This is a genomic window from Labrenzia sp. ATLA3 (genome assembly GCF_057180185.1).
In genome coordinates this window covers 72162-84125 of record NZ_JBXUKV010000010.1, presented here as the reverse complement: position 1 = coordinate 84125, position 11964 = coordinate 72162, and the positions used below count along the sequence as shown (strand labels likewise).

General features: G+C 60.2%; 11 protein-coding genes. 4 read left to right on the top strand and 7 right to left on the bottom strand.

Features of this window, described 5'->3' with window-relative positions; translation table 11 throughout:
- The first annotated feature begins 6 nt into the window (after nucleotides 1–6).
- Entirely contained in the window at nucleotides 7–1080 is a 1074-nt protein-coding gene (locus AC2A6O_RS25740; RefSeq protein ID WP_498931380.1) for an ABC transporter ATP-binding protein, read from the top strand.
- A 354-nt stretch (nucleotides 1081–1434) separates the two neighbouring features.
- Here the strand turns inward: AC2A6O_RS25740 and AC2A6O_RS25735 are convergent, their stop codons facing one another.
- Genes AC2A6O_RS25735 through AC2A6O_RS25715 form a run of 5 tightly spaced genes read right to left on the bottom strand, consistent with a single transcriptional unit; the run spans nucleotide 1435 to nucleotide 6950 of the window.
- Nucleotides 1435–1563 carry a hypothetical protein gene (locus tag AC2A6O_RS25735; protein WP_498931378.1) on the bottom strand — a complete coding sequence of 43 codons (129 nt, stop codon included), beginning with the start codon at nucleotides 1561–1563 and terminating at the stop codon, nucleotides 1435–1437.
- Between the two features lie 43 nt (nucleotides 1564–1606).
- Nucleotides 1607–2968 carry a 2-oxoadipate dioxygenase/decarboxylase HglS gene (gene hglS / locus AC2A6O_RS25730; RefSeq protein WP_498931376.1) on the bottom strand — a complete coding sequence of 454 codons (1362 nt, stop codon included), beginning with the start codon at nucleotides 2966–2968 and terminating at the stop codon, nucleotides 1607–1609.
- 18 nt (nucleotides 2969–2986) lie between these two features.
- The gene (locus tag AC2A6O_RS25725) at nucleotides 2987–4255 is read right to left on the bottom strand and encodes an NAD(P)/FAD-dependent oxidoreductase (RefSeq protein WP_498931374.1); all 1269 of its coding nucleotides are present in this window, start codon (nucleotides 4253–4255) and stop codon (nucleotides 2987–2989) included.
- Nucleotides 4252–5754 (bottom strand): L-piperidine-6-carboxylate dehydrogenase, encoded by a 1503-nt coding sequence (amaB, locus tag AC2A6O_RS25720; RefSeq protein WP_498931372.1) that lies wholly within the window; start codon nucleotides 5752–5754, stop codon nucleotides 4252–4254. Before amaB ends, AC2A6O_RS25725 begins: the two co-directional genes overlap by 4 nt.
- Complete coding sequence (locus AC2A6O_RS25715) at nucleotides 5751–6950, bottom strand: pyridoxal phosphate-dependent aminotransferase (protein WP_498931370.1); 1200 nt, start codon at nucleotides 6948–6950, stop codon at nucleotides 5751–5753. The genes amaB and AC2A6O_RS25715 overlap by 4 nt, the downstream gene beginning before the upstream one ends.
- A gap of 91 nt (nucleotides 6951–7041) precedes the next feature.
- Here AC2A6O_RS25715 and AC2A6O_RS25710 point away from each other — a divergent pair, with 91 nt between their 5' ends.
- The 3 genes from AC2A6O_RS25710 to AC2A6O_RS25700 all read left to right on the top strand — a co-directional run bounded on the left by AC2A6O_RS25710 (nucleotide 7042) and on the right by AC2A6O_RS25700 (nucleotide 9294).
- Nucleotides 7042–7974: a LysR family transcriptional regulator gene (locus tag AC2A6O_RS25710; protein ID WP_498931368.1), complete on the top strand. Its 933-nt coding sequence runs from the start codon at nucleotides 7042–7044 to the stop codon at nucleotides 7972–7974.
- Between the two features lie 366 nt (nucleotides 7975–8340).
- Complete coding sequence (locus AC2A6O_RS25705) at nucleotides 8341–8583, top strand: WGR domain-containing protein (RefSeq protein ID WP_498931366.1); 243 nt, start codon at nucleotides 8341–8343, stop codon at nucleotides 8581–8583.
- Nucleotides 8584–9018: 435 nt separating this feature from the next.
- Nucleotides 9019–9294, top strand: a complete 276-nt coding sequence (locus tag AC2A6O_RS25700; protein WP_498931365.1) for a hypothetical protein — start codon at nucleotides 9019–9021, stop codon at nucleotides 9292–9294.
- A gap of 138 nt (nucleotides 9295–9432) precedes the next feature.
- On the opposite strand, the gene AC2A6O_RS25695 is transcribed toward AC2A6O_RS25700, so the two are convergent.
- Both AC2A6O_RS25695 and AC2A6O_RS25690 read right to left on the bottom strand, forming a co-directional pair.
- Nucleotides 9433–10917, bottom strand: coding sequence for an NAD-dependent succinate-semialdehyde dehydrogenase (locus AC2A6O_RS25695; RefSeq protein WP_498931363.1), 1485 nt, complete (start codon nucleotides 10915–10917; stop codon nucleotides 9433–9435).
- A gap of 70 nt (nucleotides 10918–10987) precedes the next feature.
- Nucleotides 10988–11932 (bottom strand): cyclase family protein, encoded by a 945-nt coding sequence (locus AC2A6O_RS25690; RefSeq protein WP_498931361.1) that lies wholly within the window; start codon nucleotides 11930–11932, stop codon nucleotides 10988–10990.
- Nucleotides 11933–11964: the final 32 nt, after the last annotated feature.

Sequence of the window (11964 nt, the reverse complement as noted above, 5' to 3'; positions counted from 1 at the left end):
TAGCAAATGGCGACGGTATCGCTAAAAGGCGTGAACAAGTCCTTCGGGGCAGTGAATGTCATCAAGAACATTGACCTCGAGATTGCCGAAGGCGAATTTGTTGTGCTCATCGGGCCCTCAGGCTGTGGCAAGTCAACTTTGCTGCGCATGATCGCCGGTCTGGAAGCAATCACATCTGGTGAACTCCTGATTGACGGAACGCGGATGAACGACGTCTCTCCGAGGGAACGGGGGATCTCGATGGTTTTTCAGTCCTATGCGCTCTACCCTCACATGACCTGTGCCCAGAACATGGCCTTTTCCCTCAAACTTTCCGGTGCCTCGAAAGAAGAGATGGCCGAGAAGGTCGGGCGAGCGGCCCGGGTTTTGGGGCTGGAACCATATCTGGACCGATACCCGCGGCAACTGTCTGGCGGTCAGCGTCAGCGCGTTGCCATGGGCCGCGCCCTGGTGCGTGAACCAAGCGTCTTCCTGTTCGACGAACCCCTGTCCAACCTTGACGCAAAGTTGCGTGTGAAAATGCGAGCGGAGCTGAAGGAACTCCATCAAAAGCTACGTACCACTACGATTTATGTGACGCACGATCAGATCGAGGCAATGACGCTTGCCGACCGGATCGTCGTGCTGCGAGACGGCCGCATCGAGCAGATCGGGAGTCCCCTTGAACTTTATGACAACCCTGCCAATGCGTTTGTCGGAACCTTCCTCGGATCTCCGTCCATGAACTTGTTCACTGCAGATCTTTCGGCAGCAGACCCGGTGTTGCTGCGATTGGCTGATGGCGACGAAATCCGAACCGCCAGGCCGTCCGGGCTGGAGGGCAAAGTGTCAGTTGGCATTCGGCCGGAAAGCTTTCAGTTGGTGGATCGTGGGGCGCAAAATGCGTTTTCTGCCGAGGTCGTTGTCGTGGAACCTACCGGATCGATGACAGAAGTCGTGCTCCGAAAGGGCAAGCAGGACTTCGTTGCAACCTTTGCCGATCGCATCGACTTAAGTCCCGGGCAGCCAATATCGGTCGCTGTCGCACCGGACAGCGTCAAGGTTTTCGAGTTTCAGGCCTCGGATCATGGAGGGACTTAAACCGTGTGATGACTTGTTGTGGCGGTGAAAGCATTCGCATGGCTTTGTAAGGTTCTTGACCACCTTTCTAACAGCGGACCTTAGCGCGCCGCGCTATCCAATCGATATCGCTGGCGTCGCTATCGGCCTATTGCTGCTTTTCGTTAGAGGCTGCGCGCTTTCGTGCAGTTTTCCCGAACCTGCGATTCAAGGCGCGCACAACAGATAACTGGTGTCAGCCGTCGCGGCCGATGCGCCGTCTGAGTTTAAACTCTCCGGGGCATTCTACAGAGTGAGTTTAGAATGTGCAGATATCGATGCGCCGATGAAGTCACCCTGCCCGCGGCCATGGCCGTTGACCGCGATCAGACTGTCCTACAAAAGGGCAATCAAAATGGTTGGCAGGTAATCCAGCCAGCCGTTCAGCGGCGCCTGGGCCGGGTCATGATCCCGGATGCCGGAGCGCTGCTGTTCTTCAACTATCTGTCCAGATGGCGCAATCACTGCGCCACCTGCTCCGTCGTCTCTGGCAGCAAAATGGCCGGGTTCAAGCCGCGTACGTTTTCAACTGGTTCAACGCGGCGTTGTAGGAGGCGGCCTGCATCTTTTCGTAGAGGGTGAATTCATCCGAGACGGGCTTCCCAAGGGCCGTCTCGAAATCTGCGCGGTTCGACGCGGCCTGCGTGTCATCACGTGCCTCATCGCCAAGGTTGGACTGGAAAATTCCCGCGGCACTGACGGGAAGGAAATCTTCGTAGATGATCGGGCTGAGTGTCAGAGCACCTGCGTCCAGCAACGCGTGAAGATCGTCACTCGTCACAGGACCCTCGCCGACGCCATATTTGAAATAGGCAAGGCCCTGATCATGCAAGTCGCGCCAGGTATCGGGGAAGCCTTCAAAGACCTCTTCGAGCTTCGCCACATACTCTGCCGCGTTCGACCCGTCAGCAGCGGGCAGGATCTCCGCGCGCACTTCGGCCAGAAAGCTGTCATAAAGCGCCCGGCCCTTGGGCGTCAGCGCCACACCGCGTTGTTCGATCTCTCCGAAACGTGCGGTGTGTTGGCCCGCATGCCATCCACCGTCCGCAGGGAAACGGATCGCCTCATTCAGTGCCTTGAACGCGGTTTGCCGGAGCAGGATCGGGCATGCGCGGCGCGGCGGTCCTTCGACAATGGCCTTGGCAGGCAGGCCCTGGGCCAGCATCTCGGCCTGGGCCGCGTCGATATCAAGCGTGCGGGGCGTCAAGTGATTGATATGCGGGCCCTTGAAGGACACCACGTCGGCGATCAGCCGGTGCGCGCCGATCAACTCCTCGAAGGTCGCGTCATCGACGCAAGCCTCTGGATGCCAGCGGAAGGTTTCCAGCACCTCGGCCACGAAGCGGTCGGCATCTTCTGCGCTGAGGCCCCCTTCGGTCTCGGCCTTCTCGGTCAGGGCAATGGCGTCGTCGGTAAAGATCCGGCGGCGGGCCAGCGTGGCGGCGGCCTTGTCGCGCAGCGCCTCATCCGCGATCAGCTCCAGCCGAAGGAGCGAGGTGAAGACACGAAACGGGTTCTCGGCCAGGGCATCGCGCCCGATCGGGCGAAAGGCGGTGGAATGCACCGGCACGGAGGCGACCGACAGATCGTAATAGCCGACAGGCTCCATCCCCATGACGGCGAAGACGCGCCCCATCATGGCAAGCTCTTCGGCCGTGCCAAGCCGGATCGCACCGTGGCGTTCCGCGCTGATGCGGTTGGTGTCTTCGCCGGGTGTCAGCGCCAGTGCGTTGTCGTCGCGCTCCAGCACACCCGTGTTCACGGCTTCGACGATCTCGACAAGGGTGCCATAGGCGGGCACTTCCTTGCGGTACATGTTCGACATCGCGGCGGAAAAATCGGCGCGGATCTGGCTGGGAGTTACGGTCATCGGTCGGTCCTCCGGCGCTTAAATGCGCCCGTTCGTGAGATGGGTGAGAGCCGCTCCGGTCTCGTAGTAGAGGCTCTTGGCGGCGGCATAGGGTTCTGATTGCGGGTCATGGATCGGCAGCGGCAGCTCACCAGTGCGGAGCGCCCAACCGGCAGCGGCCCTGCCAAACAGCGTGCCGGGGGAAATCCCGCGTCCGCTGTAGCCGAAGATGGAGATGCCGCTTTTGCCGCGCCGTTCTATGCGCGGCAAATGAGTGCCGGTCATCGCGATGCGGCCGGTCCATTCCTGCTCGAACGGGATGCCCGCCAGTTGCGGAAACAGTTTGGCCAGCTTGCGCGAGGCCCAGCCCCGATGCAGCGCACCGCCAAAGCCGTCGAGATTGCCAAGCGCGCCAAAGATCATCCGCCCCGCTTGATCAAGGCGAAAGGCCGACATGATCAGCGCCGTGTCCCAGCAGCCTTCCCCGCCAGACAGGATGCTTTTCCGCAGGTCATCCGGAAGCGGCGCCGTCGCCAGTTGGAAAAAATGCGCGGGGATGATCGCGTTGGTATCCGCCGCGTTCACGCCATAGGCATTTGTCGCCTGGATAAGCCGGGCTGCGCGGACCTCGCCTTGTTCGGTCCGGATGGTCCAGCCCTCTGCCGCCTCGGTGATGGCCAGGGCGCTTGACGCTTCGAAAATCTGCGCGCCCTGAGTCTCTGCCGCGCGGGCTAGCCCCTGAACATAGGCCAAGGGCTGGATTGTTCCGGCCCGCCCGTCCCATAAGGCACCGCAATAGGCTGTGCTACCTGTGCGCCGCGCGGTTTCCGCGGCGTCCAGCAGTTTGACCGGCGCGCCGCGTGCCTCTTGCTGCGCAAAGCGGTTTTCGAGGTCGCGCAGACCTGCCGCCGAGTGGGCGCAGTGCAGCGTGCCCTGCCGGGTTGCTTCGCATCGAATCTGGTGTTTCTCAATCAAGTCGAACACCACCGAAGGCCCGCCGGCAAGCAGGTTGTTCAGGTCCCCGCCGGTCGTCTTCCCAATCGTCTTCTCCACATCATCCGGCGGCGTCCAAAGCCCGGCGTTGACAAGGCCCACGTTGCGGCCCGATCCGCCAAAGCCGATGGTCCGTGCCTCCAGAAGCGCCACCGAGGCTCCCCCGGCGGCCAGATGATAGGCCGCGGAGACCCCGGTGAACCCGCCGCCGATTACGGCGACATCGACGGTGAGCGTGTCGCGAAGAGGCGCATAGCAGGTCTGCTCAGGGGCGGTGTCGGACCACAGGCTGTCGGGGCGCGTCACGGTCGTCATATCTCGAACGAAATGCCTTGAGCCAGCGGCAGCTCGCGTGAGTAGTTCACCGTGCTGGTCTGGCGGCGCATATAGGCGCGCCATGCGTCCGAGCCGCTTTCGCGCCCGCCGCCGGTTTCCTTTTCGCCGCCAAAGGCCCCGCCGATTTCAGCACCCGAAGGGCCGATATTGACATTGGCGATGCCGCAATCAGAGCCTTGCGCCGAAAGGAAATGCTCGGTCTCGCGCAGATCGGTCGAGAAGATGCAGGACGACAGGCCCTGCGGCACGGCGTTCTGCATCGCGATGGCCGCGTCGAGGTCCGTGTACTTCAGGACATAGAGGATCGGCGCGAAGGTTTCCGTGTGGACGATGGCGCTTTGCCCGGGCATCTCGACAATCGCAGGGGCGACATAGGCCGCATCCGGATATTGATCCGTCAAGGCCCTGCCACCGCCATGGACGGTGCCGCCTTCAGCCTTGGCCTGCTCAAGCGCCTTCTCCATCGCCGTCATGGCGCCTCTGTCGATCAGCGGGCCGACAAGGGTGCCATCGGCAAGAGGGCTGCCGATGGAGAGCCCCTCATAGACCTTGATCAGGCGCGGGATCAGCTGGTCATAGATATCTTCATGTACGATCAGGCGGCGCAGCGAGGTGCAGCGCTGACCCGCCGTGCCGACGGCGGAAAAGACAATCGCCCGCACCGCCATTTCCAGATCCGCCGAGGGGGCCACGATCATCGCGTTGTTGCCGCCCAGCTCGAGGATCGTCTTGCCAAGACGCTTGGACATATCCGCCGCGACCGCCTTGCCCATGGGCACGGAGCCAGTGGCCGAGATGAGCGCCACATCGCGCGAGCCAGTCAGAACCTCGCCCAGATCTCGCTCGCCGATCAGGGTCTGGATCAGGCCATCAGGCGCGTCCTCGCCAAAGGCTGCCATGGCGCGCTCGCAGATTTTCTGGATCGCCAGCTGGGTCAAAGGCGTCTTCTCCGACGGCTTGGCGATCACGGGGTCACCGCAAACCAGCGCCAGTGCGGCATTCCAGCACCAGGGAGCCGCGGGGAAGTTGAATGCGGTGATGATGCCGCAAATCCCGATGGGGTGCCAGGTTTCACGCATCGAGTGGCCGGGACGTTCGGACGCAATGGTCAGGCCGTAGAGCTGGCGCGACAGGCCGACCGCGAAGTCGCAGATGTCGATCATCTCCTGCACTTCGCCAAGCCCCTCCTGGTAGATCTTGCCGCATTCCAGCGACACGAGGCGGCCAAGGTTCTCCTTTTCGCGGCGCAACTCTTCGCCCAGAAGGCGCACCAGTTCCCCCCGGCGCGGCGCCGGCACCTTGCGCCACACGTTGAAGGCGTCGACACCCTTGGCAATCGCGGCTTCCGCGTCTGCGACCGAGTGCATCGGCACCTGGCCGATTTCGCTGCCATCCACCGGGGTGGTGACGGAAAGCGTGCCACCGGTCGTGTCCGCTGCGGTCAGGCCGCAGGCGTCGAGAATGTCCTGGTATTTCATGAGGCTGTCCTTTGGTTCGGGATCAGGCCTTGGACGGCCCGGTTCAGGCGCGCGCAGCCATCTTCGAGATCGGCGCGCGCATAGGCGTAGGAAAGGCGGAAATGCCCGGGCAGCCCGAAGGCGCGACCGGGCACGATGGCAAGGCCCGTTTTGGCGAGCACGTAGGCGCAGAAGTCGGCATCCGTCTCAAGCAGAGTGCCGTCCGGAGTTCTTTGACCCAGCATCGCCGCGCAGGATGGGAAGACGTAAAACGCCCCGTCAGGCACCGAGCAGGTGATGCTGGGAATGGCATTCAGCGCCTCCACGACGAAATCGCGGCGGTCCCGGAACGCGGCCTGCCGCTCTGCGATATGGCTTTGATCCCCGGTCACCGCTTCCAGTGCGGCGGCTTGCGCGATTGAACAGGCGCCGGAGGTGATCTGTCCCTGCACGGCAGTCATGGCCTGGATCAGCTCCGCCGGAGCAATGCCCCAGCCGATCCGCCAGCCTGTCATCGCGTGGGCTTTCGACACGCCATTGATCACGATGGTACGCTCAGTCAAATCGGGGCAGGCCGCGCGAAAGGGCGTGAAAGGCACGTAGCAGATCAGGTCGTAGATTTCGTCGGAGGCGATCCAGACATGGGGGTGGCGTGCCAGAACCTCTCCGAGGGCAGCCAGTTCTGTGGCGCTATAGACGGCGCCGGAGGGGTTCGACGGCGAATTCAGCAAGACCCAGCGCGTGCGCGGCGTGATTGCGGCCTCAAGCTGCTCGGGCGTCATCTTGAAGCCCGCGTCGGCACCGCAAGGCAAAATGACCGTCTTCCCGCCAGACAGCGCGACGATATCGGAATAGCTCGTCCAGTAGGGGGCAGGCACGATGACCTCGTCACCGGTGTTCAGCGTGGCCAGGAACACATCGGCCAGTACCTGCTTCGCGCCGGTGGCAACGATGACGTTTGCGGCTTCCACCCCTGCTTTTTCCGCAATGGCGGAACGCAGCGCCGCAGTGCCGGCGGTGGGCGGATAGCGCGTCTGGCCTGCCTGCATTGCCCTGTGGGCCGCGTCGCAGATATGGGCGGGTGTCGGAAAGTCGGGCTCGCCTGTGCTTAATGCCAAAACATCATGCCCGGCACTCCGCAGACGTGCCGCCGCTTCCGAGATAGCGACGATCTCCGAAAGCGCCATTCCATCAATTCTGTCAGCTTTCTGCAGCATCACACGCCTCCGATGAAGGCATTGTTTGACATGCTGTCCAATCATGTGAGAAACGCAATTATCGCATTACATATGCAAAAGGCTCATACCTATGCCGCATCCGAAGCGCTTCCTGCCGCCGATGACAGCGCTCCGCGCACTCGAGTCCTTCGAGCGGACGGGCAGTGTGACGCAAACCGGTCTTGAGCTGGGCGTGTCCCAAAGCGCGGTGAGCCGTCAGCTCAAGGTATTGGAAGACTACCTCGATACGCCCCTTTTCACGCGGGACAGGAAGACCATCCGGCTCTCTCCTGCTGCGCGCGATTACTGCACGCAAGTCAGGATCGCGCTGGAACAGATCGGAACGGCAAGCCTGCGCCTGAAGGCCAATCCCCGCGGCGGACAGCTGAATATCGCAATGCTCCCGGCCTTCGGGGTCCGTTGGCTGGCCCCGAGACTGCCCGACTTCGTGGCACGCCATCCCGAAGTGACCGTGAACCTTGGCACCAGACTGAAACCCTTCGATTTTGCCTCCGAACCCTTTCACGGTGCCATCCACTTTGGCCAGCGGGATTGGTCCGATGTCGCCTACCAGGAGCTCATGCGGGAATATGTCGTGCCCGTGGCATCGCCCAAAGTCGCCCAAACCATTCGCGGCAACACCTTGAGCGATCTGTTTTCCCTGCCGCTCCTGCATCTGGATACACGCCCGGATGCGTGGGAAAAATGGGCCCAGGCGCTTGGAAAAGACATTGTATGCCCTGTCGGCATGCTCTTTGATCAGTTCGCGTCGATGATCCAGGCGGCCATCCATGGAATGGGAGCCGCGCTTCTGCCGACCTATCTGGTGGAAAACGAGCTGGAGGATGGCCGATTGGTGGCGCTATGGTCGGAAAGCAGGACCAGCATCGGAACCTACTATTTCGTCTGGCCCATAGATGAACCAAACTATCAACCTCGAGACTTGTTCGTCGACTGGTTGAGACAGGTCAAAGGAGGCACGGTCACAGGCGAGCTGGAGCATCCGTTTGGCACATCGACTTGATTTCATGATCAACAGAACCGGCAGTCATGAGCCTTCCATCTGGTAGGTCAGAAAGTCTACTTTTCCTTTCGATCAGAGTATTGGGTGGCATTTTCTGCGCTCGTTCTGAGGTTTGGAACGGGCGATGTGGATCATGTATTTTTGCCCCGATAGTAGGCGCGTTGACGCACGGCATAAGTGAAGCGGCCGCAGATGGTTTGCCAAACGCTTCTCCATCTAATCGTCAAAACCACTCCGTTCACTTTCTGGATCGAGCCAACCTGACCGCGTTCTTCCCTGCCACTGATTACCTTCACGAATCCATTCCCGCGCTTTGATTCCAATCATTCATTGGACTGCGGATCGAAAGTCCTCGAGATTTGCGGAATGGAACCTTTGGCTGCTTCTTTATTGCTCAAACGCGTGGACCTTGGCCGGAATATGAACCGGTTCTACCACCTGTCGGTCGAGCCGACCCTGTTCGGTGGATATGCCGTTTGCCGGACATGGGGACGTCTGGGCGCTACGGGTCGGACACGTCTGGATCTCTTCGCGGATGTCTCATCGGCTCTGGCCCACCTGGAGAAGCTCGCAGTTCAAAAACACAAGCGGGGTTATCGCCCGGATTGAGACCTTGGTTCGGTGCTTGATTTTGATCACACTGGATCTGTCTCAGATCACTCAATCAAAAGTCACAGAATATCCCAGGCCCTATACCTGTCGCGACTGATGAGTTCGCGGAGGGGGCGTAAGGTCGAGTTGGCAGATCATAGGGTCGACCGCGGCGGCGTTTATGGCCAGAAAACGGGCTTACAGGAGTTTTTGCGCGGGTATTGGCCAATGTGCAACTTCGGATCGGGAATTAGGTTTGGCCATGCCAATAAATTTCCGAACGCCCTCTACTGGCATGTCCTTGAAACCGGAAACGAAAGCTTCCGCTTCAAAACTGCACCGCAAATCAGACCAACACCGAAAGGAGGAAACCAAGATCTTGACCACAGCGTAACTGCTGCTCCAGACGCAAATGGCGGGTCAATTGCCGGTGGAAATGCCGGGTCGTTCTGAGTGAAAATCAACAGCAAGCAGCGATCGCAACCAAACAGCTGGGCTGATCATCGAAAAAAGCCAAAACCTCTTTTCGAAGCAGACGCTTGCGAAAAACTGCCTCGCCTGATGCATCCGCAAGACCATCTCGTCACCCGCAAATTTTTGCGACAGAACATTGCGGACCACTTCATGGGGAGAGGGTCAGGTTTCGACCTAGCCGGTCGATGGACCGTCCGCGAGCAGAACGATCTGATTGCTGTCCTCTTCGGAATTAACAAAGTCAGCGAAGCCTGAAAGTCTGCCCAAAGACGGGGCAGATATGTCCGTTGACAGAACTTGCGGCAAGCCCTTCGCAGGACCGTATGTCCGTTCCTGACAGAGAGGCGTGCCGTCCTGTACGGCACGCCCGAAAGTGGCTTGGATGGGTTGATGTCAGATTCCGCCGAAACAGAGATATTTCATCTCGGTGAAATCGTCCGTGCCGTATTTGGAACCTTCACGGCCGAGACCGGACTGCTTGACGCCACCGAACGGGGCAACTTCGGTCGAGATCAGTCCTGTGTTGATGCCGACCATGCCGTATTCCAGTGCTTCCGCGACCCGCCAGACCCTGGAAAGGTCCCTTGCGTAGAAGTAGGAGGCCAGGCCGAAGATCGTGTCGTTGGCCTGCTCGATCACATCATCGACGGTGTCGAACCTGAACAGCGGTGCGACCGGCCCGAAGGTTTCCTCCGATGCGACCTTCATTTCGCGAGTGATCCCGGTCATCACCGTGGGCTGGAAGAAGGTACCACCCAATTCGTGACGGCTGCCGCCTGTCAGGACCTGCGCGCCTTTCGACAGCGCATCGGCAACGTGGTCTTCCACCTTTTCAACGGCCTTTTCGCTGATCAGGGGGCCGGCGATGACACCGTCTTGGAAACCGTCGCCCACCTTCATTTTTTTCACCGCTTCCGTCAGCTTTTGCGCGAAAGCGTCGTAGACACCGGCCTGAACGTAGATGCGGTTGGCGCAGACGCAGGTCTGTCCGTTGTTGCGATACTTGGAAATCATGGCGCCTTCGACGGCGGCGTCGAGGTCGGCATCATCGAACACGATGAAGGGCGCGTTGCCGCCAAGCTCCATTGACGCCTTCAGCACCTTGTCGGCGGCCTGGCGCAACAGAATGCGGCCGACCTGCGTGGACCCGGTAAAGGTGATCTTGCGGATCTTGTCGTTAGAACAGAATTCCTGGCCAATATCGGCCGACCTGGTCGAAGTGACGACGGAGAACAGGCCGTCCGGAACACCGGCTTCCTGCGCGAGCTTTGCCATCGCCAGGGCGGACAGAGGCGTTTCTGCAGCCGGTTTGGCAACGAAAGCACAGCCGACCGCAAGCGCCGGGCCGACCTTGCGGGCAATCATGGCATTGGGGAAGTTCCAGGGTGTGATGGAGGCAACGACCCCGACCGGCTGTTTCAGCACGACAATTCGCTTGTCGCTCTGGTGTCCCGGGATAACGTCGCCGTAGAGGCGTTTGGCCTCTTCGGAAAACCATTCGATAAAACTGGCGCCATACATGATTTCGCCCTTCGCCTCGGCAAGGGGCTTGCCCATCTCGGCAGTCAGGATCGCACCGAGATCGTCCGCGTTCGCGACCATGAGATCGAACCACTTGCGCAGGATTCCGGCGCGCTCCTTGCCGGTCTTTGCCGCCCAGTCCTTTTGCGCCTTGAAGGCTGCGTCGATCGCGGTTCGTGTGTCCTCGACGCCGAGATCGGGCAGTCTTGCGAGCACCTCGCCATTCGCGGGATTGGTGACCTCGAATTCATCCCCTGCCTTAGCCTTGTCCAGCCAGTTTCCGGCAACAAAGGCCTGCGTGCAAAGAAGATCCTGGCGTTTCAATCGCCCTGTCAGGCTTTCGGATGGTGTCGACATGGTATTCCTTTCTTTCGCAAGCCCCTCGCTCGCAAGGCGAACGTGGGGCAGCAGTTTTCGTTCCGCCAAATTAGCGGATGGCCGTCGGATTGATCATCATCTGAACGGCACCCTTCATGCGGGTCACGCCCAGGACGAACAGAAACTCATGGGCATTGTCCTCGGCAAGCGCGCGGGTGTCCATGTTCTCCAGAATATAGATGCCGTTTTGAGGAATGAGAATCTGGTGGACCGCAAACACGCCATCGGTCCCGTTTTCGAAAGGAACGGCCTCGACGCCCCAGGTGTCCGCGCCCACAGCGATGACACCGACCTCCGCAAGATATTCCGCACCACTGATCCCGAGGCCGGGTTCCACCTTCACATAGCGATCATGGTCCGGTGTTTCGCCGTCCAGAAGGTCAAGCCAACCGGAATGGAACAGAACGACGTCTCCCTTTTTCAATTCAACACCCTGGGCTTTCGCAGCGGCGACGATGTCGTCCTTCGTATAGGCGGTGCCTTCCTTGACGATGTCCTGACCGTAGAAGGCGGCCATGTCGAGCATGACCCCGCGCGCCACAATCGGCGGCAATTTTTCCAGACCGAGTTTCACAAGGCCATCAGCCTTGGCAACATCTGCTTCGGCAAGGCCGTTGTAATAGGTGTGTTTGATGCCGATATGGCCGAGGCCATCAATCTGTGGCCCGATGCCAAGCCAGCCCATGAAGATATCGTCGTTATAGGTCATCCCGTTGGTCCCAAGACCTTCGGTCGTGATCTGGTTCGGCTGCAACACCGTGATACTCATCGAGCGCGGCGAAAAGGCAGGCGTATCCTTGTCTACGACGATACCGAGATTGTAGGTCTTGCCCGTCTTGACCAGTTTGGCGGCCTCCAGCACGCTTTCCGGCGTGATGAGGTTGGCGGCGCCGATTTCATCGTCGGGGCCCCAGGGGGAATCGTGCCAGTCTTCGGCAAGGGCAGTCCCTGCCAGTCCGCAACAAAGGGCCGAGGCCAGTAATAAGGATTTCATCTTCTATTCCTCCCGATTGAATGCGGCCCGAA